This is a genomic window from uncultured Microbacterium sp. (genome assembly GCF_963524805.1).
Taxonomy (GTDB): Bacteria; Actinomycetota; Actinomycetes; order Actinomycetales; family Microbacteriaceae; genus Microbacterium.
On the sequence record NZ_CAURGG010000001.1, the window covers coordinates 233,651 to 258,964 of the forward strand.

The window sequence follows — 25,314 nt, forward strand, 5'->3', positions numbered from 1 at the left end:
CGGGCTCTGCCGTCAGCGGGCGAAGCGGACACAGTCGACGGCGTCATCCGCCGCCCAGAATTCCCCGAGGTCACGGAATGCGCGACTGGGGGCGTGGTACCGCCGCGCTCGGTAGCGGAGGTCCTCTCCGGTGCGTACGGCCTGAAGGTGGCCGATCACCCGGCCCCGCTCGACGACGCGCCAGAGCAGGGGACCGGCGGAGACGAGACCGACGGCGACAGCCCCGGACAGGCGGGGGGTTGCGGGGGAGGAGGACATCGTGAGCGTCATGGCATTCCCTTCTCATTCGAAGATAGGTACGACCTCCGACATCGCGCGAGCCGCGGCCGCCTCCTCCCCAGGCGGCTGTTCGACGAAGACTTTCTCCACCTCTCCACAGGCGGGTGCACGACACTCGCCGATCTGCGCATTCTGAGAACGCGTCGGTGCCCGACGGGCACCCGGGCACCGACGCAACCCGAGGACCGTCCTCGGGAAGAGAGGGATGCGCCATGAACGACACGATCACCATCGTCGGAACCGTCGGAACCGACCCGGAGAAGAAGGTGCGCAACGGCGTGCCGATCACCACCTTCCGGGTGGCCAGCAAAGAGCGCCGTTTCGACCGGGCCACCGGCTCGTGGGTGGACGGGGAGAGCAACTGGTACACGGTGTCGGCGTACCGTCGCCTTGCCGAGCACGTCTTCGAGTCGGTCCACCGCCGCGAGCGCGTGGTGCTCACCGGGCGCCTGAAGATCCGCAACTGGGACACCGGCGAGAAGCGCGGCACGTCCGTCGACATCGACATCGACGCGATCGGACACGACCTGCTGTTCGGAACGACGACCTTCCGTGCCGATGAGTCCGGGCCGGCTGCAACGGCATCGGCGCCGGAGGGGTGGGCCTCCACGGGTGCGGATGACGGCGGGTGGGAAAGCGCGGGCGCGCAGGGGTCCTCGTCTCTGGTCGGAGGCGACGCGGCCGCGGTGAGCGCACCGGAGGACGACTCCGACACGAGCAGCGCCGGTGCACAGCGGCCGCTCTCGCTGGCCGGTGCGGAGACGCCGTTCTGAGCGACGACTCCGGGTGCTCAGGACGGTGCACTTTAGACTCGAACCGTGTCCCGCCACCCTGAGCGCCGCGCCGGTCCCGCTTCGCGCACACTGATCGTCGCTGTGCTCGTTGGCGCCCTTGCGCTCGCCGGGTGCACGCCCACGCTCGGAGAGAACACTGCGGAGTCATCTCCGAGCGCTCCCCCGAGCGCAACCCCGGAGGCGACCGTGGCGGAATCCGCTTCGCCGTCCGCCGCACCCTCCGAGACCGAAGCCGCGGGGCCGGCCCTGGTGCCCGATGGCACCGCCGAGGAGAACCTTCCCCTCTTCCGCGCGGTGGTCGAGGCGGTATGGGCGACGCCCGACCAGGTGGCGGGCCGCGCGTTCATCGACGCGCTCGTCGCCGCCGGGTTCGACAAGACCGCGATGCAGCTGACGCCCGACCAGAGCACCGTCGGCAACCCCGCCGAGAGCATCCAGTTCTCGGTGCGCTGGAATGATCAGTGCCTCATCGGCCAGGTCGGCCCCGCGACCGGCGCGCCGGTGGCCGTGGTCGTTCCGCTGCTGGCCGAAGGCACCTGTCTGGTCGGAGAGACCCGCCCGATCGACTGGTGAGCCGCTCGCGCGAGGCGCCCCGACGGCGAAAGCTGCCGGAGCGCGGCCGGTAGAATGGACAGGTTATGGCTGATTACATCTACTCGATGGTCCGTGCCCGCAAAGCTGTCGGCGACAAGGTGATCCTCGACGACGTCACGATGGCTTTCCTTCCCGGAGCCAAGATCGGCGTCGTGGGTCCCAACGGCGCCGGAAAGTCCACGATCCTGAAGATCATGGCCGGCATCGACACCCCGAGCAACGGGGAGGCGAAGCTCAGTCCCGGCTACAGCGTCGGCATCCTGATGCAGGAGCCGGAGCTGGACGAAGACAAGACAGTCCTCGAGAACGTGCAGCAGGGCGTGGGTCCGATCAAGGAGAAGCTCGATCGCTTCAACGAGATCTCAGCCCTCATGGCCGACCCCGACGCCGACTTCGACACCCTCCTCGCCGAAATGGGCACCCTGCAGGAGGCCATCGACGCCGCTGACGCTTGGGACCTCGACTCCCAGCTCGAGCAGGCCATGGACGCATTGCGCACTCCGCCCTCCGAGGCGATCGTGTCGAATCTCTCCGGCGGCGAGAAGCGTCGCGTCGCCCTCTGCAAGCTGCTGCTGCAGAAGCCCGACCTGCTGTTGCTGGACGAGCCCACCAACCACCTCGACGCCGAGAGCGTTCAGTGGCTCGAGCAGCACCTTGCGAAGTACCCCGGTGCGGTGCTGGCCGTCACCCACGATCGATACTTCCTCGACCACGTCGCGGAGTGGATCTGCGAGGTCGACCGCGGACGCCTCTACCCGTACGAGGGCAACTACTCGACCTACCTCGAGAAGAAGCAGGAGCGCCTGCAGGTGCAGGGCAAGAAGGACGCCAAGCTCGCCAAGCGCCTCGCCAGCGAGCTCGAGTGGGTGCGCAGCAACGCGAAGGGGCGACAGACCAAGTCCAAGTCCCGCCTCGCCCGATACGAGGAGATGGCGGCCGAGGCCGACCGCACCCGCAAGTTGGACTTCGACGAGATCGTGATCCCGCCCGGCCCCCGCCTGGGCCAGGTCGTGCTCGAGGCGAAGAAGCTTCAGAAGGGCTTCGACGGCCGTAGCCTGATCGACGGGCTGACCTTCAGCCTGCCCCGCAACGGCATCGTCGGCATCATCGGCCCGAACGGCGTCGGCAAGACCACGCTGTTCAAGACGATCGTCGGCCTCGAACCGCTGGACGGCGGCGAGCTGAAGGTCGGAGAGACTGTCGACATCTCCTACGTCGACCAGAGCCGTGGCGGCATCGACCCGAACAAGTCGCTGTGGGAGGTCGTGAGCGACGGCCTGGACTGGATCCAGGTCGGCAAGGTCGAGATCCCCTCGCGCGCGTACGTGTCGCAGTTCGGGTTCAAGGGACCCGACCAGCAGAAGAAGGCGGGCGTCCTCTCCGGTGGCGAGCGCAACCGCCTGAACCTGGCGCTCACGCTCAAGCAGGGCGGAAACCTGCTGCTGCTCGACGAGCCGACCAACGACCTGGACGTCGAGACTCTCGGCAGCCTCGAGAACGCCCTCCTGGAGTTCCCGGGATGCGCGGTGGTCATCACGCACGATCGCTGGTTCCTGGACCGGATCGCCACGCACATCCTCGCGTACGAGGGCACCGAGGACGATCCCGACCAGTGGTACTGGTTCGAGGGGAACTTCGAGGCGTACGAGGAGAACAAGATCGAGCGCCTCGGCGCCGATGCGGCGAACCCGCACCGCTCCACGTATCGCAAGCTCACGCGTGACTGACGCCCCGCGCGGCACCGCGCCCCATCCTCGTCTGCACGTCCCGATCCATCTGCGATGGGGCGATCTCGACGCCTTCAACCACGTCAACAACGCCTCCATGCTGAAGCTCCTCGAGGAGGTGCGCGTGCGTGCGTTCTGGCGGCCGGGCGTCGAGGAGGAAGCGCCGCCCACGGCGGTGCTGGATTCCGGCATCGATGCGGGCACCCTGACGCTCATCGCCCGGCAGGAGATCGAGTACCTGCGCCCCGTGCCCTACCAGCGCAATCCGCTCGACGTGCAGCTGTGGTTCGGCAAGATCGGCGGATCCAGCATCGAGGTCTGCTACGAGGTGTTCAGCCCCCCGTCGTCCGGCGCGCGCATGAGCGAGCCGGGTGATCGGGGTGCCGCCGCGATGCAGCAGGAGCTCTATGCGCGGGCGTCGGCCGTCGTCGTGATGGTGGATGCCGCCACCGGGCGGCCTGTCCGCCTCACCGACGAGCAGCGCTCGGCTTGGACCCCGTACCTCGGACCCCCGGTCGTCTACGCGCACCGGCGCTGACGCGCCTCAGCCGGCCGGGTGCGCGGGAACGCGGACCATGATCTCCTGCGCCACGCTGGCCACCAGCATCCCGTCACGCGAGTAGATGCGCCCGGTCGCGAGCCCGCGTCCGCCGCGCGCGCTCGGCGACTCCTGGACGTACAGCATCCACTCGTCGACGCGGCCGGGGCGATGCCACCACATCGCGTGGTCGAGGCTCGCGACCTTCAGACCCGGGGTGGCCCACGCCACGCCGTGCGCGCGCAGGATCGACTCCTGGATGGTCAGATCGCTGAGGTAGGCCAGCGCCGCGCGGTGCGTGGCCGGATCGTCGGGAATCGCTCGCCGCGTACGCATCCACACCGCCTGGCGGGGCACATGCTCGCCCTGCACGGACAGGTAGATCGGCGAGGCGATGTGGCGCACATCCAGCGGCCGGTCCGTGAAGAGGCGCTTGGACATCGGATGAAGGCCCGCGAGGTGGTCTTCGAGATCGGGTAGGTCCTCCGGTGCCGGCAGTCCAGCCGGCATCTCGGCCTGATGCTCGATGCCGGGGTCTTCGTCCTGGAAGGACGCGATCATGGAGAAGATCGGCACGCCCTCCTGGAACGCCTGCGTCCGCCGGGTCGAGAACGACCGCCCGTCGTGGATGCGATCGACCGAGAAGGTGATCCCTTTCGAGGCGTCGCCCGGTCGCAGGAAGTATCCGTGCATCGAGTGCACGGAACGACCATCGGGAATCGTGCGCTCCGCGGCGACGATGGACTGAGCGAGGACCTGTCCTCCGTAGACGCGTCCCAGCGGCATCGACTGCGACACTCCCGTGAAGATGTCCTCGGTGGTGCGGGCGCCGGATTGGGACAGATCGAGCACCGCCAGCATGGAGGCCACCGGATCGGGGTCGGGGATGAAGTCCTCGGGGGCGGTGTGATGAGCATCGGTCACAGTGCCATTCAACACCGCCATCCGACGCGATGCTTTCCGGCACGATGTTGTAGCTTTGGGCGGATGTCCCCGCGCCTGATCTTCCCCGACGCCGCTGCGGCCGCGGACGCCCTCACTTTCGCCGGCCGCACGGCGCGCGTGGGCGACGGCGCCGTGCGGCTGGCGGCCTCGGCGGGAACGCTCATCATGACCTCCGCGCCGTTCGCGCCGCGCGGCCTGTTCGACGCGACGCCGACGGTGCTGGCCATGCGCGCGCTTCCCGTCGACCCGGAACTGGTGTGCGATCTGGTCGTGGACGCATCGGAGCTCGTCGGATCGGATGACAGCGCGGCTCAGCTGCAGCTGCCCGACACGGCGCTGTCGCCGGCATGGGCCGGCGTCTCGCCGCCGCGTGCCGGCTGGCGGCAGACCGCGAAGATCGCGGCATCCGTTCTCGCCTCGCGCGCGCAGTGGGGGATCGCGGCCGTCGCCGAAGCGCTGCCGCAGAACCCCGGGGAGGATGCCGTCCGCGCGGTTCGCGCCACGGTGTGGGGTCCGCCTGATGACGCACTGGCCGGCCTTCCGCTCGGAGCCGCGTTCGCCGCGTTCACTCTCGGCTTCATCGTCGGCGAGGAGGACGCAGTCGTACGCTCATCGGGCGCGTGGACGCGTGTCTCGCTTCGTCGGGGCCACGTGATCGTGCGCGGCCCTGCCCGCACCGGCATGACCGCCGTGCGCGAAACCGGCCTCGCGCCGGGGGCCTAGAGCGCAGCCGCGGCCGCCCTGCCGGCGGTTCTGCCCGAGAAGAGGCACCCGCCCAGGAACGTTCCCTCCAGTGCGCGATAGCCGTGCACGCCGCCGCCGCCGAACCCGCTCGCCTCGCCGGCGGCGTACAGACCGTCGACCGGTTCGCCGTTCGCCCCCAGGGCGCGTCCGGACAGATCCGTCTCGATGCCGCCGAGCGACTTGCGGGTCAGGATGTGCAGCTTCACCGCGACGAGCGGTCCGGCCTTCGGGTCGAGGATCCGGTGCGGATCGGCGGTGCGCACGAGCCGATCGCCCCGATACGAGCGCGCCGAGCGCAGCATCGCGATCTGCGCGTCCTTGGTGAAGTCGTTGTCGATCTCCCGATCGCGAGCCTCGACTTCCGTGCGCACGAGAGCGGGGTCGAGGACCTCGCCGCCGGGCAGCGCCTGCATGCCGGCGATCAGCTCGTCCAGGCTGTCGCGCACCACGAAGTCGGCCCCGTGGTCCATGAACGCCCGCACGGGGCCGGCTGCCCCCTTGCCGAGGCGCGACTTGAGCAGCAGCGGCACGTCGCGCCCGGTGAGATCGGGATTCTGCTCGCTGCCCGACAGGGTGAACTCCTTCTCGATGATCTGCCGCGACAGGACGAACCACGAGTGGTCGTACCCGGTCGTGCGCAGGTGCGCGAGGGTTCCCAGTGTGTCGAAGCCCGGGAAAAGCGGCACCGGGAGGCGCTTGCCGTTCGCGTCGAGCCAGACCGAGGACGGACCGGGGAGGATCCGGATGCCGTGCAGCGGCCACACCGGGTCCCAGTTCTGGATGCCCTCGACGTAGTGCCACATGCGGTCGCCGTTGATCAGCCGCGCGCCCGCCTGAGCGCTGACACCCAGCATCGCTCCGTCGACATACGCGGGAACACCCGCGATCATCGACGCCGGTGGAGTGCCCAGTCGCGCGGGCCACTGCGCACGGACCATGTCGTGGTTGCCGCCGATGCCGCCCGAGGAGACGATCGTCGCGCCCGCCCGGATCTCGAACTCACCGACGATCTCACGGGAGGTGGCACTGCCGCGCACGGCACCGGATGGGGCGAGGACCTCACCGCCGGCGCCGATCACGGCACCCTCCGACGTCAGCAGGGTGGTGACGCGATGTCGCGGCAGGATCGTGACGAGACCCGCTGCCTCACCGGCCTCCACGGCCGACTGGAACGGGGCGACGATCCCGGGTCCGGTGCCCCACGTGATGTGGAAGCGGGGGACGGAGTTACCCGGACCGGTGGCGGTGTAGCCGCCGCGCTCGGCCCAGCCCACGACCGGGAAGAACCCGACGCCCTTCTCGCGAAGCCACGCACGCTTCTCGCCGTGCGCGAAGTGCAGATAGGCCTCGGCCCAGCGGCGGGGCCATGCATCCTCGGCACGGTCGAACCCGGCTGTGCCGAACCAGTCCTGGTGCGCCAGCTCGGCCGAGTCTCTGATCCCCATCCGGCGCTGCTCGGGCGAGTCGATGAAGAACAGGCCCCCGAAGGACCACCAGGCCTGCCCGCCGAGATTCGAGCGCGGCTCCTGGTCGACGAGGACGACGCGACGGCCGGCGGCGACGGCTTCGGCGGCGGCGACGAGGCCCGCCAGGCCCCACCCCACGACCAGGACGTCGGTGGACAGCGGGGTGGGGGTGGCGCTCATGTGCGACTCCTTCGTCGGCGAGGGAAGTGGGGTTATCAGTCCGGCGGGGTGCTCGGATGGACCGGGAGGGATGCCGCGCCGCGTCCGTCCGCGGCCGGACCGATGCCCGAGGGCTCGAACGTGTTGACCATCGCCATGGCGGCGCGCTGCAGATAGTCCCACAGCGTCGCCTCGTGCAGGGGTGACAGCTGGAGTTCGTCGACAGCCGTGCGCATGTGCGCGAGCCAGCGATCCCGCGCATCCGGATTCACAGGGAACGGCGCGTGCCGCATCCGCAGGCGGGGATGCCCGCGTTCCCGGCTGTAGGTCGTCGGACCGCCCCAGTACTGCTCGAGGAACCCCGTCAGGCGCTGCTTGGCCGGTCCGAGATCCTCCTCGGGATACATCGGCCGCAGCACCGGGTCGTCCGCAACACCCCGGTAGAACGCGTCGACGAGGCGGACGAAGGTCTCGTGCCCGCCGACTTCCTCGTAGAAGCTGATGCTCATGCCGACCCCTCCGGCGTCTCGGGCGGGTTCTTCGCCTCGTCCTTCGGCGTCCGCTTGGGTCGCCACACCGGCCGCTCGGGGGGCGGGGGAGCGTGTGTCACGGCTGTGGGCTTCGTCTTGGGCGGGTTCGCACCCCGGACGCGCTGAGCCCCCTCCAGACCGCTGAGGACGATCGAGTTGAGCTGAGGCAGCTCCAAACCGAGCTCGTTCACGGCGTTCAGGACCCGCATGCGCAGTTCGCGTCCGACGTCGTCCTTGGCGTTGGCCCGCGTCTTCATGACGAGGCGGATCACCAGCGCGTCACCGGAGACGGATTCCAGCCCCCACACCTCGGGCTTGTCGATGATGCGCGTGCGCCACTTCGGGTCCTTCGCGAGATCCTTCATCGTCTCGAGCATGGTGCTCTCGACGAGTCCGATGTCGGTCCCGATCGGCAGGGCCAGGTCGACGATGACCCGTGACCAGCCCATCGACATGTTGCCGATGCGCGTGATCTCGCCGTTGCGGACGTACCAGAGCGTGCCGTTGACGTCGCGGACGGTCGTGATGCGCACGCTCACGTACTCGACGATGCCGGTCGCCAGGCCGAGATCGACGACATCGCCGATGCCGACCTGATCTTCGGCGACGATGAAGATCCCGTTGAGCACGTCCTTCACGATGTTCTGCGCACCGAAGCCCAGGCCCGCGCCGATCGCGGCGGTGAGCAGGGTGAGCGAGGCGAGTGCGGTGGGTGCCAGCAGATTCACGATGAGCAGCAGCGCGACGATCACGATCGAGACGTTCACGATGTTCTGCAGGATCGACCCGAGGGTCCGCGTCCGCTGCACGAGACGGATCGAGGCGAGGGGTGAGCGCTCGAGCGCCTGGGTGTCATCCACGTTGGCCTTGTTCTTGGCCCCGTTGACGATGCGCTTGACCACGCGCTCGATGACGAACTTCAGGATCCACCCGATGATGAGCGCCCCGAGCACGATCCCGAGCACCTGAAGGGTCTTCCAGCCGGCGCGAACGAAGAACGCGCCGACCGCTGTCCAGAACTCGAGGTCTGTGATCGTCGGGTCCGCAGAGATCCACATCATCGGCTCGATCCTAACGACGGATGCCTCGGCGTCCGCTGAGCGCGAGGCCGAGGCATCCGTGGGTGTCGATTACGACGCGTCGCGATCCTGCACGGCCAGTGCCCGCTCGACGCCGGCGAGGTTCTCATCGACGAGTCGGCGCAGTGCCGGGGCTGCGTCCGGGTTCGCCTTGAGCCAGGCTCGCGTCGCGTCGCGCAGCTCGAGGTTCGCCAGCGGCGACGGGTACAGGCCCACGATGATGTACTGCGCGATCTGGTACGACCGGCTGTTCCAGATCGGCAGCAGCATGTCGAAGTACGGCGTGACGAATTCGCTGAGCTGTCCGACCGTCGCCGGGTGCTGGAACCCGAGGGCCGTGGAGCGCACGATCGTGTTCGGTTGATCGTCGTTGTCGATGATCGAGGACCACGCGGCGTGCTTGGCGCCCGAGTGCGGGATCGACGCCTTCGCCTGAGCGGCGAACTCGCCGCCCTTCGCCGTGTTGTCGGCCGCGAGGGCGTCGTCGATCTGCTTCACGTGCGCGACTCCGCCCGCGGCGAGCGAGATGAGCAGCTGCCACGCCAGGTCGGTGTCCACCTCGAGACCCTCGAGCGTGGTCTCGCCATCGCGCAGCGCCCGCACGATCGCCCAGTGCTCGGGCGTCGAGGCCGCGGTCGCGAAGGCGGTCACGAACTGGAGCTGGCTGTCGCTGCCGGCCTCGGCCGCCTGGGCCAGCGCCCAGAGCCCCTCGGCGACCTTCGCCCGCGTGGCCTCGCGCTTCTCCGGCGCGACGTACGAGTTCGCCGCCAGCTGCAGCTGAGCGAGCGTCGTGCGCACCGTCGTCGATTCGGTCTCGCTGCCGATGTTGCGCAGCACGAGATCGACGTAGTCGCTGGGGGAGGCCTCGGCATCCCGGGTCTGGTCCCACGCGGCACCCCAGACGAGCGAACGCGCCAGCGGATCGGAGATCTTGCCGAGGTGCGCGATGGCGGTCGAGAGCGACCGCTCGTCGAGGCGGATCTTCGCATAGGCGAGGTCCTCGTCGTTCAAGAGCACCAGGTCGGGACGCTTCTGACCCTTGAGCTCGGGCACTTCGGTGAGGTCGCCGTCGACATCGAGCTCGACGTGGTGCACACGCACGAGCGCGCCGCCCGTGACGTTGTAGAAGCCGACGCCCAGGCGATGCGGCCGGATGGTCGGATAGTCCGCCGGCGCGGTCTGGGTGATGGCGAAGCGGGTGATCGTGCCGGTGCCGTCCTCGTTGATGACCGGCGCGAGGGTGTTCACGCCCGCGGTCTCGAGCCACTTCTTGGCCCATGTGCCCAGTTCGCGGCCACTGGTCGCCTCGAGCTCGGAGAGCAGATCGGTCAGCTCCGTGTTGCCCCACTCGTTCTTCTTGAAGTACTCCGCGACGCCGGCGAAGAACGCCTCGATGCCGACCCAGGCGGCGAGCTGCTTGAGCACCGACCCGCCCTTGGCGTACGTGATGCCGTCGAAGTTGACCTGCACGTCTTCCAGGTCGTTGATCTCGGCCACGACGGGATGGGTGGAGGGCAGCTGATCCTGACGGTAAGCCCAGGTCTTCTCCATCGCGTTGAACGTCGTCCACGCCTCGGTCCACTCGGTGGCCTCGGCAGTGGCGATCGTGGACGCCCACTCGGCGAAGGACTCGTTCAGCCAGAGCCCGTTCCACCACTTCATGGTGACCAGGTCGCCGAACCACATGTGCGCGAGCTCGTGCAGGATCGTGACGACCCGGCGCTCTTTGATCGCGTCGGTCACCTTGCTGCGGAAGACGTACGACTCGGTGAAGGTGACCGCTCCCGCGTTCTCCATCGCACCCGCGTTGAACTCCGGCACGAACAGCTGGTCGTACTTCGCGAACGGGTAGGGGTAGTCGAACTTCTCCTCGTAGTAGGCGAAGCCCTCACGGGTCTTGTCGAAGATGTAGTCGGCGTCCAGATGCTGCCAGAGGCTCTTGCGCCCGTACACGCCGAGGGGGATGACGCGACCGGACGCGCTCGTCAGCTCCGAGAAGACCTCTTCGTAGGGACCCGCGACGATCGCGGTGATGTACGAGGAGATCGGCGGAGTCGGCTCGAAGCGCCACGTGGCGGTGCCGTCACCGTGCTTCTTGGGCTCCGGGGTCGGCGAATTGGAGATGACCTTCCATGGTTCGGGGGCGGTGACGGTGAACTGGAACGTCGCCTTCAGGTCGGGCTGTTCGAACACCGCGAAGACGCGTCGCGAGTCCGGCACCTCGAACTGCGAGTACAGGTAGACCTCGCCGTCCACGGGGTCGACGAAGCGGTGCAGGCCCTCGCCGGTGTTCGTGTAGAGGCAGTCGGCCTCGACGATGAGCTCGTTCTCGCGCTCAAGACCGTTCAGGGCGATGCGCGAATCGGCGAAGACGTCCAACGCCACCTCGCGCCCGTTCAGCGTGATCGAGCGCACCTCGCGGGCGATCAGGTCGATGAACGTGTCGGCGCCCTCGGTGGCGGAGAAGCGCACGACGGTGCGCGAGCCGAAGATCTCAGCGCCCCTGTTCAGGTCGAGGTCCACTTCGTAGGAGTGGGTGTCGACGATCGCGCGGCGCTCCTGCGCCTCGATGCGGGTGAGGTTTTCTCCAGGCACTGCTTCTCCCATGTTCTACGGGGTCGTGTAGGGGGTTCGGACGTGCGAGCACCGGCGGGTGGCCGACGCTGGCAACCTCCCCAGCCTACGTCAGGCTCGCGCGCGCGACGTGGCTGCGCGCGTGGGTGACGGCAGGAGCGAGCTCGTCGAAGAGGTGATTGCTGTGCCTGAGCGAGCTGAGCACTCCCACGGTCGTGAAGAGCTCGACGTGGCCCTCGCGCACGCCCTTGATGAGCACCGTGACGCCTCGCCGTTCCAGCTGCTGGACGATCTCGGAGAGGACGTGCGCTCCGGTCGCGTCGACGAGCTCCAGCTGGGACATGCGCAGGATCACCACGGTCACGCCGTCGATCGAGGTGACGGCCTCGAGCACCCGATCTGCGGCCGCGAAGAACAGCGGGCCGTCCAGCCGGATGACGGCGATGCCGTCATCGCCCGGCTGCGGGTCACCGCCGATCGGCTCGCGGTGCACGCCCGTGGCGTGGGACAGACCGCGGATCGCGAAGACCGCCGCCACCGCCATGCCGATTCCGACGGCCACGATGAGATCGACCGAAACCGTGACGACGGCCGTCACGACGTAGGCGATCGCGTCCGCGCGCGTGGAGCGCAGGATCGAGCGGGCGGTCGCCAGGTGCACCATGCGCACCGCGGTGACCATCAGCACGCCGGAGAGGGCGGCGAGCGGGATGGCGCCCACCGGCCCCGCAGCGACCAGGACCACCAGCAGCAGCACGAGAGCGTGGAAGATCGCCGCGAACCTCGAGCGGGCGCCCGCGCGCACGTTGACAGCCGTGCGGGCGATCGCACCCGTGGCGGGCATCCCGCCGAACAACCCCGCGCCGATCGAGGCCAGCCCCTGGCCGACGAGTTCGCGATCGGGATCGTACGAGCCGGTATCGGCGAGCGACGCGGCCACTCGCGCAGACAGCAGGGACTCGATCGACGCCAGCGCGGCGACGGCCACTGCGGGAAGGAGCAGCTCGGAAAGGGTCTGCAGGGAGAACGACGGAAGGATCGGCGCGGGCAGGCTGGTCGGCAGGGTCCCGATCACCGCGAGCGGCGAGGGCAGGAGCAGTGCCAGCACCGTCACGACGACGATTCCGACGAGCGACCCCGGGAGCGAGCGGTGCAGGAGCGGCAGCGCGTACATGCACGCGGCCACGACGGCGACCGCCGCGAGCGACCAGGCGAGATACACCGGATCAGCGGAGGCGAGGGATGACAGCGCGGTCACGACCACGTTGGTGTGCAGGATGCCGTCGGGGTCGGCGCCGGTCAGTGCCGGGATCTGTTGCAGGAAGATGATCACGGCGATGCCGAGGGTGAATCCCTCGATGACGGGCCACGGAATGAACGAGACTGCGCGCCCGAGCCGGGCAGCACCGGCGATGAGCACCATGACCCCCGCAAGGACGCTCACCACTGCCACGGCGCCCATGCCGTGTGCGGCCACGATCGGTGCGAGCACGACGACCATCGCGCCCGTCGGACCGGACACCTGCACATTGGATCCGCCGAACACCGCCGCGATCACGCCGGCGACGATCGCCGTGATCAGCCCCGCCGCGGCCCCGGCGCCCGAGGCGATTCCGAAGCCGAGGGCGAGGGGGAGGGCCACGATGCCGACGGTGAGCCCGGCCAGCAGATCACCGCGCCAGCTCCGGCCGACATCTGCGTAATCGCGCGCACCGGGCAGGAGAGCGCGCGCGTACGTCGCGGCTCTGCTCATGCGCCGGGTCCGAGAGGGGGCAGGGATGCGGCATCCCTTGCGCGTCCCGCGTCGGCGGCCACGACGTTCAGCAGGAGCCGGCGCGCGACGGTGAGCAGTTCGGCGACCTCCGGATAGGCCAGCCGATAGTAGACGCTGCTGGCGCGCCGTTCGGACTCGACGAGTCTGTGGCGGCGCAGCACGGCGAGGTGCTGGGAGAGATGCGACGCCTCGAGGCCGGTCGCGGATTGCAGGTCGGCCACAGAACGCTCGTCCGCCGCGGACAGCAGTTCGAGGATACGGATGCGCAGCGGGTGCGACAGTCCCTTGAACAGTCCCGCCTTGATCTCGTAGAGCGGGCGCTGATTCTGGCTCGTCGACATGATGAATCCATCATACCGAGCTTGCCGCCGAGGCGATCCACCGGCCGCCCCTCTGCGCTGCTCCATAGAATGAAGGTCATGCGCATCCACATCGCGACCGACCACGCCGGCCTCGAATTCTCGACCCAGCTGCAGCATCACCTCGCCGGCCAGGGACACGACATCGTGGATCACGGGCCGCTCGAGTACGAGCCGCTGGATGACTACCCGGCGTTCTGCATCCGAGCCGCCCAGGCGGTGGTGGCAGACCAGGAGGCCGGAGTCGAAGCGCTCGGAGTGGTGTTCGGCGGTTCCGGCAACGGCGAGCAGATCTCGGCGAACAAGGTACGGGGCGTCCGCGCCGCACTGGTCTGGAGTGTGGCGACGGCCGAGCTCGCCCGCGAGCACAATGACGCCAACGTCATCGCGATCGGTGCCCGCCAGCACACTTTCGAGGAGGCGGCGTCGTTCATCGACCTCTTCATCGCCACCCCCTTCTCGGGCGAGGAGCGCCACGCTCGTCGCATCGGGCAGATCGCCGCCTTCGAGAGCGACGGTGCGCTGCAACCGGACCCGCGCGCGACGACGGGTCGGCCCGACGTCCTGGATGCGGACGACAGCTCGTTCGACCCCGAAGCCGGCTGATGCCGGAGGGCCATTCCGTCCACCGGATCGCCCGACAGTTCGACCGCAACTTCGTCGGTCGGGAAGTGTCGGCATCCAGTCCGCAGGGCAGATTCGCCGAGGGTGCGCGCATCATCAACGGTCGGACGGCGACCTCGGTGCGCGCGGTCGGGAAGCAGATGTTCCTCGAGTTCGACGACGACCTGTGGCTGCGCGTGCACCTGGGCATGTACGGCGCCTGGGATTTCGCGGGGGAAGTCGTGGTCGACCCCACCATCGCCTCCGCGAACGGGCGCATGGGCCAGACCAACCAGCGCGGCACGCAGCTCGAGGTGCCCATCCTCGACGACGCCGGCGAGAATTCGCTGACCTCCATCGGGGCGCCCCGGCGGGCGCGGGTGCGCGTGCGGATGTCGGAGCAGACCACCGGTCTGGGCGGCGGGGGAGATGCGGACGAGGATCAGTGGCCGCCCCCGGTGGTCGGCCAGGTGCGTCTGCGACTGCTCACGGCGGTGACGTCCGCGGATCTGCGCGGACCGACGGCCTGCGAGCTGCAGACGCCCGACGAGGTGGCGGCGACGATCGCGAAGCTGGGGCCCGACCCCCTCGTCGACGACGTGGCCGAGAGCGAGGAGATCTTCACCGCCGTGGTGGCACGAAAGCCCACCCCGATCGGCCAGCTGCTCATGGACCAGAGCGTCGTCAGCGGCATCGGCAACGTCTACCGGGCGGAGCTGCTGTTCCGGGCCCGGCAGAACCCGCACACCGCGGGGCGCGAGGTCCGCGAGGAGGTCGTCCGAGATCTGTGGCGCGACTGGGTGCGGCTGCTCGCGATCGGAGTCGAGACCGGCCAGATGATGACGATGGACGATCTGGACCCGGACGCCTATCGCGCGGCCATGGCGCATCGCGACGACCGTCACTGGGTCTATCACCGCGCGGGGCTGCCCTGCCGGGTCTGCGGCACGGCGATCGTGGTCGAGGAGATGGCCACCCGCAAGCTGTACTGGTGCCCGAGGTGCCAGGCGTGAACTGCCTAGGCTGAGGACATGCGCCAGAACCCGAGCTTCGCCATGACCGACGTCGCCGAACTGCGCCGCCTGGTCGAACGCAATCCGTGGACGACCCTCGTCAGCAGCACACCCGAAGGCCTTATGGCCTCGCACTACGCGGTCCTGCTCGACGACGAGCGCGACGACCTGACGATCGTCGGCCACGTGGGCAAGCCGGACGACATGATCCACGGTCTCGGCGAGCGAGAGCTGCTCGTGGTGGTGCAGGGTCCGCACGGCTACATCTCGCCCGGCTGGTACGGCGACGTGGCGAGCGTGCCGACGTGGAACTTCGTCTCCGCGCACCTCTCAGGGGTGCCCGAGATCCTTCCACCCGACGAGAATCTGCGCGTGCTCGACCGTCTCGTGGCCCATTTCGAGGGCCGGATGCCGCAACCCCGCATGATGTGGGAGCGGCCGAACGATCCGACGTACGTGGAGCGCCTCGAGCGCGGCACCGTGGGCTTCCGGCTCACCCCGACCCGCGTCGTCGCCAAGCGCAAGCTGAGCCAGAACAAGTCCGCCGAGGTCGTCGAAACCGTGATCGCCGAACTGGTCGGCGACGGTCCGTACGCGAATCCTGCGCTGGCCGCCGAGATGAGACGCGCGCGCGACGCGATGGCGCGTTCGTGAGCGGAGTAGGAGCGAGCGTCGGGACGATCACCGGCGCCCAGGTGAGCGGTGCGGCCCGTCGACTGCTTCCGACCGACGGCCCGGTCGACGTCTTCCTCCGCGACGGCGTGATCGCCGACATCGCGCCGGCGGGGGCTCTGCGGCCGCGGGGCGGGGTGCTGGGTGCCGCCGGGCGGTGGCTGATCCCGGGCCTCTGGGACCATCATGTCCACGTCGTGCAGTGGGCCCTGGTCGCTCAGCGGGAAGTGCTCGGTCATGCCGAATCGGCCGCGCACGCTGCGAGCATCATGGGTGAAGCGCCGGTCCTGTCCGACGGACGCCGCATCGGCACGGGCTACCGAGACGCGCTGTGGCCCGATCGGCCGACACTCGAGGTGCTCGACGCGAGCACCGGCGATATCCCGACCTACCTGATCAACGCCGACGTGCACAGCGTGTGGCTCAACAGCGCCGCGCTGCGGCGCGAAGGCCACATTCCCGACGGCGTGGGAGTGCTCCGAGAGGCGCCGGCGTTCGAGATCTCGCGGCGCCTGAACGACATCGACCCGTCGGTGGGCGACCGTCTCGTCGCGGCCATGGCTCGGGATGCGGCATCCCGCGGCATCGTCGGACTCGTCGATCTGGACATGGCGTGGAACGAATCCGCGTGGGACCGGCGCCTCGGCGGCGGCTTCGACACCCTGCGGGTCGAGTTCGGCATCTACCCCGAGTTCCTCGACCGGGCGATCACCGAAGGACTGCACACCGGTGACGCTGTGCGCGGAGCCTCGTCCGGGCTCGCGCGCGTAGGATCCCTCAAGGTCATCACCGACGGCTCGCTCGGCACGCGCACCGCCGCCTGTTCGCACGCCTACCCGGGCGACCCGCACAACCACGGTGTCCTGGCCGTACCGCCCGAGACGCTGGTCGAGCTCATGACCGCTGCGACGGGGGCGGGACTGTCCTGCGCGATTCATGCGATCGGCGACCTCGCCAACTCGCACGCCCTCGACGCCTTCGCGCTCAGCGGCGCGGTCGGCACGATCGAGCACGCGCAGCTCGTCGCGCACGCGGACATCCCCCGCTTCGCGCGGCTGGGCGTCGGGGCGAGCGTCCAGCCCGAGCACGCCGTCGACGACCGCGATCTCACCGACGCGATCTGGGCCGACCAGACAGCTCTGCCCTACCCGCTGCGCACCCTGGCCGACACCGGGGCGAACCTGCTGTTCGGCTCGGACGCCCCGGTCTCGCCCCTGGACCCGTGGGCGGCGATGGCGGCCGCCGTGTTCCGCACGCGCGGCGGCAGGGCCCCGTGGCGTCCGGAGCAGGGCGTGGACGCCGCAACCGCTCTAGCCGCATCCACTCACGGCGGCTCGCAGGCCGAGGCGGCCATCGAACCGGGGGCCGTCGCCGATCTCGCTCTGGTCGAGCGCGACCCGCTGGCCGCCTCCGAGACGCAGCTGCGCGCGATGACCGTCGGTGCCACCCTGCTCGGAGGCCGCCTCACGCACCTGGCCTGACCGGGCGTCGGATACGAGACGATGCGAGCCCCCGGTCCGAGGACCGGGGCTCGCATCGTTCCTCAGCGCGAGAGGTGCGCGAACAGGAACCAGCGGTCCTTGTCGAGGGCCTCGCGGATCTGGATCGCGACGTCCTGGCTGGCCAGGTCCACTTCGTCCAGCCCGTCGATCGCAGCCTTGACATCGACCAGCACGGCGTCCATGTCGGCGATCACGCTGCGGATGATGTCCTCCCACTGCGTGAACCCGGCCGGCACCTGGGTGGGGGCGGTCTTGGCCGCGACCGTCCCCAGCCGCGCGTCGATCGGCAGTCCGAGGGCGACGATCCGCTCGGCGGCGAGGTCGGCCCCGTCCTGGGCGTGGGTGACGATCGTGTCGAGCAGCTCGTGGATCGCGATGAAGTTGGCACCGCGCACGTTCCAGTGCGCCTGCTTGCCGTTCACGGCGAGGGCCTGCAGGCCCAGCGCGACCGGGGTGAGGAATTGAGCCGTGCCGGCGGCGACCGTCGGGTCAGCGGCCGTTGCGGGGGTGGTCTGCGTGTCAGTCATCTTTCGCCTCCAGGTGAGCGGTACGTGCGCCGGGGTGCACCGTCCGTCTTCGTGCTCCAACGCTACTCAGGCGCCCGCATTCCGCAACCAAGCACAGGCTCGGCTAACTCGAGCCGGCGCGGTCTGCGCTCCGCGCCGCCGGTCGGCTTCGGATGCTGCGAACCAGCGACTAGCGTCGAGGGGTGCCCTCCGCCGATCATGACCTCGGACCGCAGCACCTGAACAAGCCGTCGACCGCCGTCCGGCGGGAACCCATCGACCGCTCGCCGGAGCATGCGGAGCCGTCGCGCTTCCTACCGCACGTGCAAGGACTGCGCGCGATCGCGGTGCTCGCCGTCGTGCTGTACCACTTCTGGCCGGCCCGCTTCTCGGGCGGGTACATCGGCGTGGACGTCTTCTTCGTCATCTCGGGTTTCCTGATCACCGCGCACCTCATGCGCGAGCTGAGCGCCACCGGGACCGTGCGGCTGGGCCAGTTCTGGGCGCGCCGCGCCCGACGCCTGCTGCCGGCGTCCCTGCTCGTCCTGCTCTTCTGCGCGCTCGTGGCGATGTCGCCGTACCTGACGCCGACCTCCGCCCTCCCGAACGAGGTGCGCGAGATCCTGGCGTCGACCTTCTACGTCGAGAACTGGTACCTCGCCCTCAACTCCGCGGACTACCTCAACCACTCGGGTGACCCCACGACGGTCCAGCACTACTGGTCGCTGTCGTTGGAGGAGCAGTTCTATGTCATGTGGCCGCTCATCATGCTCGGGGCGGCGTGGGTCGGGCTGAAGTTCTTCCGCGGGGCACGCCGCCGGGCGGTGATCCTCGCCCTGGCCGTGGTCAGCGCAGCATCCTTCATCTTCTGCGTGATCTTCACCATCACCGATCCGGCACCGGCCTACTTCGTCACCTTCGGACGCATGTGGCAGTTCGGCGTCGGCGCGATGATCGCGTTGATCCCGGCGCTGCGAATCCGCAACGCGATCGGCAGCTTCCTCCTCGGGTGGACCGGCATCGCCGTGCTGGTCGTGGTGATCTTCGGCTTCGATGGCCAGACGGCGTTCCCCGGCTACATGGCGGCGATTCCGACCCTGGCGGCCGCCGCGGTGATCGCGGCATCCCGCACCGGTCGCTGGTGGTATCCGACCCGTCTGCTCTCGCTCCGGCCGGCGCAGTTCGTCGGGAATATCTCCTACTCGCTGTACCTCTGGCACTGGCCGCTGATCATCATCGCTCCGTCGGTGCCCTTCTGGGGACTTTCGATCTACCACCGCGTCGCGCTGCTGGCCGTCTGCTTCCTGCTGGCCTGGCTCACGAAGCGGTTCGTCGAAGACCCGGCGCGCGGCTGGAAGGTGCTGACCTCGCGGCCCGCGCGCGTGACGCTGTGGTCCTCGCTGGCTGCGATGGTCGTGGTCGGGAGCACGGCGGGCATCGCGTGGGCCGTGAACGCGCCCGCCTACACCGAAGGCGTGCGCGCCATCCAGGAGCTGCGCGAAGACCCACCGGAATGCTTCGGAGCGGCCGTCGTGCTGGATGAGAGCTGCGCCGGAACCGACTTCGGAGACACGATCCTCCCCGCCCCGGGCTTCGCCGGCGTGGACCGGCCGAGCGACGAGCAGTGCTTCGTGCAGTTGAACGACGCGCGGCCCGTGTCGTGCGAGTTCGGTTCGGACGCGGCCGACGCGCCGCGCGTGGCGCTGATCGGCGACAGCCACGCGTACCAGCTGCTGTCCACCTTCCAGCGGATGGCCGACGAGAACGGCTGGCACCTCACGACCTACTTCAAAGGCGCCTGCCCGTGGAATACCACCCCGCTGGCGACGCCGGGAGCGTTCGGGCAGGCGTGCACCCAGTGGCGCGAGTCCGTGACCGCTGCCCTCGCAACCGCCGACCTGGATGCGGTCTTCACCGCCGCGATCGCCACGACGCCGTACTCGTCGGCGGGGTACGAGTCGGCGCACGATGCGGCCGTGGCGGGCTACCGGGACGCCTGGGCAGAAGTGCTCGACCGCGGCATCCCGGTGATCACGGTCGTCGACAACCCGGTGTGGGAGACGGACCCGAACAAGTGCCTGCGCACCCGGGAGATGATCGAGTGCGACGGAGAACGGTCCCAGCTGCTCGTCGCCGACGATCCGCTTCGGGATGCCGCATCCGGCGTCGCCGACGTGATGCTGCTGGATTTCACCGATGTCTTCTGCGGCGCCGAGGTCTGCGCGCCGGTCGTGGGAGGCGCCAACATCTACCGCGATCAGGACCACCTCACCGTGAGCTTCGTCGACACCCTCGCACCGTGGTACACCGCCGCGATCGCCGGGGCACTCGGCGATAAGGTCGCTCCATGACCATCGCCGCCGGAGCCTCCGTCCTCTCCGCGGCCGGCCGCACGCCGGCACTGCACGCGAGTGCCTTCGTCGCCGCGGGCGCGCGGGTCATCGGGGGAGTGACGCTCGGTGAGGGCTCGAGCGTCTGGTACAACGCTGTCCTGCGTGCCGACGGCGACACGATCACCGTCGGAGCGGGCAGCAACCTGCAGGACAACGTCTCGGTGCACGTGGACGCCGGGCGTCCGGTGGTGATCGGCGAGAACGTCTCCGTCGGCCACAACGCCGTCGTCCACGGCTGCACGATCGGCGACGGCTCGCTCATCGGCATGGGAGCCGTCGTGCTCAACGGGGCCGTGATCGGCGAGGGGTGCCTCATCGCCGGCGGAGCGGTCGTCCTCGAGGGCGCGGTGATTCCGGCCGGATCGCTCGTCGCGGGCGTCCCCGCCAAGGTGCGGCGGGCGCTGACCTCGGAGGAGCGCGTTGCCCTTCTGCGGAATGCGGATGCGTATCGCACGCACGTGCAGGAGCACGAGGGCGCTCAGCCCGCGTAGCGCGTCAGTCGGTCGCCAGGGGGTGGTAGGCCCCGCGGAAGATCTCGAACACACGCTCGCCGGCGCTGCCGGGCAGCGGCGTGATCGGCTTGTCGTCCATGAACAGGCGGATGACGTGCGCCAGCTCCCGAGGATGGCTGAAGTTGATCGCATGAGCGGCACCTTCGAGCACGACCAGCAGGACGTGGTTCTGATCCTGTGACGCCACCTCTTTGATGCGCTCCGGGCCCGGAAGCAGCGGATCGCGCGTGCCGAGCACCACGAGAGTCGGGATCTTCAGCTCGAGCAGGCGCTGCACGGACGGGTACTGCGTCAGCGCCTTGAACATCTTGAAGGTGCTCGGCACACCGAAGCGCAGGTAGTCCGGTGTCGCCACGGTCACCATCCTGCGCGGCTCGCGCCCTCCATCCTTCGCGAGCTGGCTCATCGCACGGCGCAGAGGCTGATTGTGGATGCCGCCCGCCGGCGAGACGAGGACGGCGCGCTCGACCCGCTCCGGGTAGCGATGCGCGAGTTCGACGATCACAGGGCACCCCATGGAATTGCCCACCACGCTGGTCTTTCCCACCCCGCGGTCATCGAGGAAGCGGATCGCCGCGTCGGCGAGGTCGGGGATGTCCAGCGCCGCACCCTGCTTTCCACTGCGGCCGAAGCCGGGAAGGTCGGGCACGTATGTGTGGAACTCGTCGGCCAGAAGCTCAGCCGTCGGCAGAAGGTAGCGACCCGAGAGACCGAAGCCGTGCAGGTGGGTCATCACGCGGGCATCCGGGGGATTGGCGGACTCGCGATAGAAGACGTCGACGCCGTCGACCATTGTCCACCGTTCGGCCAGGGCCGATGCCGGCCGTCGCGGCGTCATCCGCGCACGGTGGCGGTACGAGGCCTTCTCCGGGTTCTTGGCCATCGCGATCTCCCTCCCGGTCGCAGATCCTGGTCCCGAGTATGTCGCGAAAAGCACGCTGAAGGCATCGTCCGGGAAGGGTGAGCCGTGGAGAGGAGAAGGTGTGGAGGGGCTGACGAGAATCGTCCCTCCGCCCACTCCCCTCGCCGCTGCGCGGCGGGCGGAGCCTCTGGACGGTGGGGCCCGCTCGCGGGCTCGCCGTTTCGGGCGGCACCCACACGAATGCCCTGCCGCACCGACTCCGTCGGCGCGTCAGGGCATTGGAGGGGCTGACGAGAATCGAACTCGCATCATCTGTTTGGAAGACAGAGGCTTTACCACTAAGCTACAGCCCCACATTCCGGCGGACGCCCGCCGGCATGTGCACCACCGATTCTATGGCATGTCGCAGCGATGCCAGTGCCCATCGGGCCTTCGGCTAGACTTCTGGGGGCCGATCCGCACGCATCCACGTGCACACCCGCCCGGGGCGTAGCTCAGCTTGGTAGAGCGCCCGCTTTGGGAGCGGGAGGCCGCAGGTTCAAATCCTGTCGCCCCGACATCACGGCCCCCAGAACCCACATCTTCAGCTGCCGCGCCGACGCGCGCGGTCGATCACAAGGAGAACGAACAGGCATGGTCACCAGCACCGTCGAGAAGCTCACCCCGACGCGGGTCAAGCTGCACATCACGGTCTCGCCCGATGAGCTCAAGCCGAGCATCGCTCACGCATACGAGCACATCGCGCAGGACGTGCAGATCCCCGGATTCCGCAAGGGCAAGGTGCCGGCGCCCATCATCGACCAGCGCGTGGGCCGCACGGCGGTCATCGAGCACGCCGTCAGCGAGGGTCTGGACACGTTCTACCGCCAGGCCGTCGACGCGAACGAACTGCGGGTGCTCGGTCGACCCAGCGCCGACGTCAAGGAGTGGCCGAACGAGAAGGACTTCTCCGGCGACCTGCTCGTCGAGATCGAGGTCGACGTCCGGCCCGAGTTCGAACTGCCGGCTTTCGAGGGCACCACCGTCGAGGTCGACGCGATCGAGGTCGACGACGCTGCGATCGACGAGGAACTCGACCGGCTGCGGGCGCGCTTCGGCACCCTCGTGACCGTCGACCGTCCCGCCGCGACCGGCGACTTCGTCGAGCTGAACCTCGTCGCCACGATCGACGGCGCGGAGATCGATCGCGCCGAGGGCGTGTCCTACGAGGTCGGCTCGGGCGAACTGCTGCAGGGCATCGACGAAGCCATCGACTCGCTGACGGCGGGCGAGGAGACCACGTTCCGCTCTACGCTCATCGGCGGCGACCACGCCGGCGAAGAGGCCGAGGTGGCCGTGGTCGTCACGGCCGTCAAGGAGCGCGAGCTGCCCGAGGCCGACGACGACTTCGCGCAGATCGCCAGCGAGTTCGACACCCTCGCCGAGCTGCGCGAGAGCCTCAGCGAGCGCGTCGTGCAGCAGGGCAGCTTCGCGCAGGGCAACGCCGCGCGCGACAAGCTGATCGAGCAGCTGCTCGATCAGGTCGAGATTCCCGTGCCGCCGGCGCTCATCGAGGACGAAGTGCACACCCACCTCGAGGGCGAAGGCCGCCTCGAAGACGACGTGCACCGCGCCGAGGTCACCGAGGCGAGCGAGAAGCAGTTCCGCACGCAGATGCTGCTGGATGCGATCGCCGAGAAGCTCGATGTGCAGGTGTCCCAGGACGAACTGACCCAGTACCTCGTGCAGTCGGCCGCACAGTACGGCATGGCCCCGCAGGACTTCGTCGAGGCGCTGCAGCAGAACAACCAGCTGCCCTCGCTCGTGGGAGAGGTCGCGCGCAGCAAGGCGGTCGCCGTCGCCCTCGGCCAGGTCGTCGTCGTGGACACGAACGGCAAGCTGGTGGACCTGACCGGCTTCGTCGCGGATGACGAGGACGAGGTCGTCGAAGAGGCCGAGCAGATCGCAGATGCCGCGGCCGAGGCCGATGCGATCATCGAGGCGGAAGAGGCCGAAGCCGCTCCGGCCAAGCCGAAGCGCAAGGCACCCGCCAAGAAGAAGGCCGCCGACAGCGAATAGTCAGGACACATCGATCGAAGGGGCGGATGCTGCGGCATCCGCCCCTTCGCGTCTGCGACGCCACGCTTCTCTGCCCAGGGCGAACACGGGCGGGGCGAGCAGGACGCGCCGGTAGATTCGAAGCCACGACCACCGAAACAGGAGTGAACATGGCCGAACCACTTGTCGCGACGAGCGTCTTCGACAGGCTGCTGAAAGACCGCATCATCTGGCTGGGCTCGGAGGTGCGTGACGACAATGCGAACGAGATCTGCGCGAAGATCCTGCTGCTGGCGGCGGAGGACCCGGAGAAGGACATCTTCCTCTACGTGAACTCCCCGGGCGGCTCGATCACCGCGGGCATGGCGATCTACGACACCATGCAGTTCGTCCCCAACGACATCGTGACCGTCGGCATCGGCATGGCGGCCTCGATGGGCCAGCTGCTGCTCACGAGCGGCACGAAGGGCAAGCGCTACATCACCCCGAACGCGCGCGTGCTGCTGCACCAGCCGCACGGCGGCTTCGGCGGCACCGCGAGCGACATCCAGACGCAGGCGCAGCTGATCGTGTCGATGAAGAACCGCCTCGCGGAGATCACCGCTGCTCAGACCGGCAAGTCGGTCGAGCAGATCAACGAGGACGGCGACCGCGACCGCTGGTTCACGGCGCAGGAAGCACTCGAGTACGGCTTCGTCGACCACATCCGCGCTCACCTGGGCGATGTCGTCGGCGGCGGCGGAACCGATCAGGACTGACCGAAGGCGAATGAGAAGGAACAACAGCGAAATGAGCATCCCCACCTTCGGCGGCACGGCAGGCAACGGCCTGGCCATGCCCTCCAGCCGCTACATCCTGCCCCAGTTCGAGGAGCGCACGGCCTACGGCTACAAGCGCCAGGACCCGTACAACAAGCTGTTCGAAGATCGCGTGATCTTCCTCGGCGTGCAGGTCGACGACGCCTCTGCGGACGACGTCATGGCCCAGCTGCTCGTGCTCGAGAGCCAGGACCCCGACCGCGACATCATCATGTACATCAACTCACCCGGTGGTTCCTTCACCGCGATGACGGCGATCTACGACACCATGCAGTACATCTCGCCTCAGATCCAGACGGTCGTCCTCGGCCAGGCGGCTTCGGCCGCAGCGGTCCTGCTGGCAGCGGGAACGCCCGGCAAGCGCCTGGCGCTGCCGAACGCGCGCGTGCTGATCCACCAGCCCGCGATGGGCGAGGCCGGCCACGGCCAGGCGTCCGACATCGAGATCCAGGCCGCGGAGATCCTGCGCATGCGCACCTGGCTGGAAGAGACGCTCGCCAAGCACACGAACCAGACGGTCGAGCAGGTCAACCGCGACATCGACCGCGACAAGATCCTCGACGGCCGGCAGGCGGTCGAGTACGGACTCGTCGACCAGGTGCTCACGACGCGCAAGCGCGTGCCGGCGGCCCTGACCAAGTAGCCGACTCCGACGCCCCGTCGCCTCTCCGGAGGCGGCGGGGCGTCGTCGTTGCTGCGCTCCGCCGTGAGCAGAACACCCGCCGCGGCATCCACAATCCGCGTCGCAATCCCGGCGCATGTCGCCCTCGGCGGTTAGGCTCGGAGAACGGTCGGGCCACGTCCCGTCGCAACGGGGGTCTGTCCCCGGCCGCA

At 69.0% G+C, this 25,314-nt stretch carries 24 protein-coding genes and 2 tRNA genes; 15 read left to right on the forward strand and 11 right to left on the reverse strand.

The window, feature by feature from the left end:
* Positions 1–12: 12 nt before the first annotated feature.
* A complete protein-coding gene (locus RWQ91_RS01200) occupies positions 13–270 on the reverse strand; it encodes a hypothetical protein (protein WP_314502026.1) in 258 nt (85 codons plus the stop codon).
* A 221-nt stretch (positions 271–491) separates the two neighbouring features.
* Between RWQ91_RS01200 and ssb the strand changes: the two genes are divergently transcribed.
* From ssb to RWQ91_RS01220, 4 genes are all read left to right on the forward strand, one after another.
* Positions 492–1,052: a single-stranded DNA-binding protein gene (gene ssb / locus RWQ91_RS01205; RefSeq protein WP_314502027.1), complete on the forward strand. Its 561-nt coding sequence runs from the start codon at positions 492–494 to the stop codon at positions 1,050–1,052.
* Between the two features lie 45 nt (positions 1,053–1,097).
* Complete coding sequence (locus tag RWQ91_RS01210; protein WP_314502028.1) at positions 1,098–1,646, forward strand: DUF6993 domain-containing protein; 549 nt, start codon at positions 1,098–1,100, stop codon at positions 1,644–1,646.
* 65 nt (positions 1,647–1,711) lie between these two features.
* The gene (gene ettA / locus RWQ91_RS01215) at positions 1,712–3,394 is read left to right on the forward strand and encodes an energy-dependent translational throttle protein EttA (protein ID WP_314502029.1); all 1,683 of its coding nucleotides are present in this window, start codon (positions 1,712–1,714) and stop codon (positions 3,392–3,394) included.
* Positions 3,387–3,932 carry a thioesterase family protein gene (locus RWQ91_RS01220; protein WP_314502032.1) on the forward strand — a complete coding sequence of 182 codons (546 nt, stop codon included), beginning with the start codon at positions 3,387–3,389 and terminating at the stop codon, positions 3,930–3,932. Before ettA ends, RWQ91_RS01220 begins: the two co-directional genes overlap by 8 nt.
* A 6-nt stretch (positions 3,933–3,938) precedes the next feature.
* Here RWQ91_RS01220 and RWQ91_RS01225 read toward each other — a convergent pair whose 3' ends face one another.
* Positions 3,939–4,793, reverse strand: coding sequence for an acyl-CoA thioesterase II (locus RWQ91_RS01225; protein WP_314502895.1), 855 nt, complete (start codon positions 4,791–4,793; stop codon positions 3,939–3,941).
* Positions 4,794–4,919: 126 nt separating this feature from the next.
* On the opposite strand from RWQ91_RS01225, the gene RWQ91_RS01230 reads away from it, so the two are divergent.
* Complete coding sequence (locus RWQ91_RS01230; RefSeq protein WP_314502034.1) at positions 4,920–5,600, forward strand: hypothetical protein; 681 nt, start codon at positions 4,920–4,922, stop codon at positions 5,598–5,600.
* Here RWQ91_RS01230 and RWQ91_RS01235 read toward each other — a convergent pair.
* The 6 genes from RWQ91_RS01235 to RWQ91_RS01260 all read right to left on the reverse strand — a co-directional run bounded on the left by RWQ91_RS01235 (position 5,597) and on the right by RWQ91_RS01260 (position 13,544).
* Positions 5,597–7,267 (reverse strand): FAD-binding dehydrogenase, encoded by a 1,671-nt coding sequence (locus tag RWQ91_RS01235; RefSeq protein ID WP_314502036.1) that lies wholly within the window; start codon positions 7,265–7,267, stop codon positions 5,597–5,599. The two genes, RWQ91_RS01230 and RWQ91_RS01235, sit on opposite strands and share 4 nt — an antisense overlap.
* A gap of 35 nt (positions 7,268–7,302) precedes the next feature.
* A complete protein-coding gene (locus RWQ91_RS01240) occupies positions 7,303–7,755 on the reverse strand; it encodes a globin (RefSeq protein ID WP_314502038.1) in 453 nt (150 codons plus the stop codon).
* Positions 7,752–8,837 carry a mechanosensitive ion channel domain-containing protein gene (locus tag RWQ91_RS01245; RefSeq protein WP_314502040.1) on the reverse strand — a complete coding sequence of 362 codons (1,086 nt, stop codon included), beginning with the start codon at positions 8,835–8,837 and terminating at the stop codon, positions 7,752–7,754. The genes RWQ91_RS01240 and RWQ91_RS01245 overlap by 4 nt, the downstream gene beginning before the upstream one ends.
* Before the next feature lie 69 nt (positions 8,838–8,906).
* Positions 8,907–11,450 carry an aminopeptidase N gene (gene pepN / locus RWQ91_RS01250; RefSeq protein ID WP_314502042.1) on the reverse strand — a complete coding sequence of 848 codons (2,544 nt, stop codon included), beginning with the start codon at positions 11,448–11,450 and terminating at the stop codon, positions 8,907–8,909.
* Between the two features lie 85 nt (positions 11,451–11,535).
* Positions 11,536–13,182, reverse strand: a complete 1,647-nt coding sequence (locus RWQ91_RS01255; protein WP_314502044.1) for a SulP family inorganic anion transporter — start codon at positions 13,180–13,182, stop codon at positions 11,536–11,538.
* A complete protein-coding gene (locus tag RWQ91_RS01260; protein WP_314502046.1) occupies positions 13,179–13,544 on the reverse strand; it encodes a metalloregulator ArsR/SmtB family transcription factor in 366 nt (121 codons plus the stop codon). The genes RWQ91_RS01255 and RWQ91_RS01260 overlap by 4 nt, the downstream gene beginning before the upstream one ends.
* Positions 13,545–13,622: 78 nt before the next feature.
* Here RWQ91_RS01260 and RWQ91_RS01265 point away from each other — a divergent pair, with 78 nt between their 5' ends.
* The 4 genes from RWQ91_RS01265 to RWQ91_RS01280 are packed head-to-tail and all read left to right on the forward strand — an operon-like array spanning position 13,623 to position 17,331.
* Complete coding sequence (locus RWQ91_RS01265; protein ID WP_314502047.1) at positions 13,623–14,168, forward strand: ribose-5-phosphate isomerase; 546 nt, start codon at positions 13,623–13,625, stop codon at positions 14,166–14,168.
* A complete protein-coding gene (locus RWQ91_RS01270) occupies positions 14,168–15,178 on the forward strand; it encodes a DNA-formamidopyrimidine glycosylase family protein (protein ID WP_314502049.1) in 1,011 nt (336 codons plus the stop codon). Before RWQ91_RS01265 ends, RWQ91_RS01270 begins: the two co-directional genes overlap by 1 nt.
* A gap of 18 nt (positions 15,179–15,196) precedes the next feature.
* Positions 15,197–15,832: an FMN-binding negative transcriptional regulator gene (locus tag RWQ91_RS01275; RefSeq protein WP_314502051.1), complete on the forward strand. Its 636-nt coding sequence runs from the start codon at positions 15,197–15,199 to the stop codon at positions 15,830–15,832.
* A complete protein-coding gene (locus RWQ91_RS01280; RefSeq protein WP_314502052.1) occupies positions 15,829–17,331 on the forward strand; it encodes an amidohydrolase family protein in 1,503 nt (500 codons plus the stop codon). Before RWQ91_RS01275 ends, RWQ91_RS01280 begins: the two co-directional genes overlap by 4 nt.
* 62 nt (positions 17,332–17,393) lie before the next feature.
* On the opposite strand, the gene RWQ91_RS01285 is transcribed toward RWQ91_RS01280, so the two are convergent.
* Positions 17,394–17,879, reverse strand: coding sequence for a DNA starvation/stationary phase protection protein (locus tag RWQ91_RS01285; protein WP_314502054.1), 486 nt, complete (start codon positions 17,877–17,879; stop codon positions 17,394–17,396).
* Positions 17,880–18,061: 182 nt separating this feature from the next.
* On the opposite strand from RWQ91_RS01285, the gene RWQ91_RS01290 reads away from it, so the two are divergent.
* The gene (locus RWQ91_RS01290) at positions 18,062–20,209 is read left to right on the forward strand and encodes an acyltransferase family protein (RefSeq protein ID WP_314502056.1); all 2,148 of its coding nucleotides are present in this window, start codon (positions 18,062–18,064) and stop codon (positions 20,207–20,209) included.
* Positions 20,206–20,742 (forward strand): gamma carbonic anhydrase family protein, encoded by a 537-nt coding sequence (locus RWQ91_RS01295; RefSeq protein WP_314502058.1) that lies wholly within the window; start codon positions 20,206–20,208, stop codon positions 20,740–20,742. Before RWQ91_RS01290 ends, RWQ91_RS01295 begins: the two co-directional genes overlap by 4 nt.
* 4 nt (positions 20,743–20,746) lie before the next feature.
* Here RWQ91_RS01295 and RWQ91_RS01300 read toward each other — a convergent pair whose 3' ends face one another.
* Together RWQ91_RS01300 and RWQ91_RS01305 are read right to left on the reverse strand one after the other, a co-directional pair.
* Positions 20,747–21,646 (reverse strand): alpha/beta hydrolase, encoded by a 900-nt coding sequence (locus RWQ91_RS01300; protein ID WP_314502060.1) that lies wholly within the window; start codon positions 21,644–21,646, stop codon positions 20,747–20,749.
* Between the two features lie 258 nt (positions 21,647–21,904).
* Positions 21,905–21,978, reverse strand: a tRNA-Gly gene (locus RWQ91_RS01305).
* Between the two features lie 130 nt (positions 21,979–22,108).
* Here RWQ91_RS01305 and RWQ91_RS01310 point away from each other — a divergent pair.
* The 4 genes from RWQ91_RS01310 to RWQ91_RS01325 all read left to right on the forward strand — a co-directional run bounded on the left by RWQ91_RS01310 (position 22,109) and on the right by RWQ91_RS01325 (position 25,123).
* Positions 22,109–22,182 (forward strand) — tRNA-Pro (locus tag RWQ91_RS01310).
* A 76-nt stretch (positions 22,183–22,258) separates the two neighbouring features.
* Positions 22,259–23,683, forward strand: coding sequence for a trigger factor (gene tig, locus RWQ91_RS01315; protein WP_314502062.1), 1,425 nt, complete (start codon positions 22,259–22,261; stop codon positions 23,681–23,683).
* A 149-nt stretch (positions 23,684–23,832) separates the two neighbouring features.
* Positions 23,833–24,420 (forward strand): ATP-dependent Clp protease proteolytic subunit, encoded by a 588-nt coding sequence (locus tag RWQ91_RS01320; protein ID WP_314502064.1) that lies wholly within the window; start codon positions 23,833–23,835, stop codon positions 24,418–24,420.
* 31 nt (positions 24,421–24,451) lie between these two features.
* Positions 24,452–25,123 (forward strand): ATP-dependent Clp protease proteolytic subunit, encoded by a 672-nt coding sequence (locus tag RWQ91_RS01325; RefSeq protein ID WP_314502066.1) that lies wholly within the window; start codon positions 24,452–24,454, stop codon positions 25,121–25,123.
* Positions 25,124–25,314: the final 191 nt, after the last annotated feature.

Excerpts from the sequence above, each read along its gene's own strand:
- RWQ91_RS01230 (WP_314502034.1), top strand. The coding sequence starts at position 4,920 with ATGTCCCCGCGCCTGATCTTCCCCGACGCCGCTGCGGCCGCGGACGCC.
- RWQ91_RS01255 (WP_314502044.1), bottom strand. The coding sequence starts at position 13,182 with ATGAGCAGAGCCGCGACGTACGCGCGCGCTCTCCTGCCCGGTGCGCGC.
- ettA (WP_314502029.1), top strand. The coding sequence starts at position 1,712 with ATGGCTGATTACATCTACTCGATGGTCCGTGCCCGCAAAGCTGTCGGC.
- RWQ91_RS01300 (WP_314502060.1), bottom strand. The coding sequence starts at position 21,646 with ATGGCCAAGAACCCGGAGAAGGCCTCGTACCGCCACCGTGCGCGGATG.
- RWQ91_RS01240 (WP_314502038.1), bottom strand. The coding sequence starts at position 7,755 with ATGAGCATCAGCTTCTACGAGGAAGTCGGCGGGCACGAGACCTTCGTC.
- RWQ91_RS01320 (WP_314502064.1), top strand. The coding sequence starts at position 23,833 with ATGGCCGAACCACTTGTCGCGACGAGCGTCTTCGACAGGCTGCTGAAA.
- RWQ91_RS01260 (WP_314502046.1), bottom strand. The coding sequence starts at position 13,544 with ATGTCGACGAGCCAGAATCAGCGCCCGCTCTACGAGATCAAGGCGGGA.
- RWQ91_RS01270 (WP_314502049.1), top strand. The coding sequence starts at position 14,168 with ATGCCGGAGGGCCATTCCGTCCACCGGATCGCCCGACAGTTCGACCGC.
- RWQ91_RS01235 (WP_314502036.1), bottom strand. The coding sequence starts at position 7,267 with ATGAGCGCCACCCCCACCCCGCTGTCCACCGACGTCCTGGTCGTGGGG.
- RWQ91_RS01295 (WP_314502058.1), top strand. The coding sequence starts at position 20,206 with ATGACCATCGCCGCCGGAGCCTCCGTCCTCTCCGCGGCCGGCCGCACG.
- ssb (WP_314502027.1), top strand. The coding sequence starts at position 492 with ATGAACGACACGATCACCATCGTCGGAACCGTCGGAACCGACCCGGAG.
- RWQ91_RS01325 (WP_314502066.1), top strand. The coding sequence starts at position 24,452 with ATGAGCATCCCCACCTTCGGCGGCACGGCAGGCAACGGCCTGGCCATG.
- RWQ91_RS01245 (WP_314502040.1), bottom strand. The coding sequence starts at position 8,837 with ATGATGTGGATCTCTGCGGACCCGACGATCACAGACCTCGAGTTCTGG.
- RWQ91_RS01265 (WP_314502047.1), top strand. The coding sequence starts at position 13,623 with ATGCGCATCCACATCGCGACCGACCACGCCGGCCTCGAATTCTCGACC.
- RWQ91_RS01275 (WP_314502051.1), top strand. The coding sequence starts at position 15,197 with ATGCGCCAGAACCCGAGCTTCGCCATGACCGACGTCGCCGAACTGCGC.
- RWQ91_RS01285 (WP_314502054.1), bottom strand. The coding sequence starts at position 17,879 with ATGACTGACACGCAGACCACCCCCGCAACGGCCGCTGACCCGACGGTC.
- RWQ91_RS01200 (WP_314502026.1), bottom strand. The coding sequence starts at position 270 with ATGACGCTCACGATGTCCTCCTCCCCCGCAACCCCCCGCCTGTCCGGG.
- RWQ91_RS01225 (WP_314502895.1), bottom strand. The coding sequence starts at position 4,793 with ATGCTGGCGGTGCTCGATCTGTCCCAATCCGGCGCCCGCACCACCGAG.
- tig (WP_314502062.1), top strand. The coding sequence starts at position 22,259 with ATGGTCACCAGCACCGTCGAGAAGCTCACCCCGACGCGGGTCAAGCTG.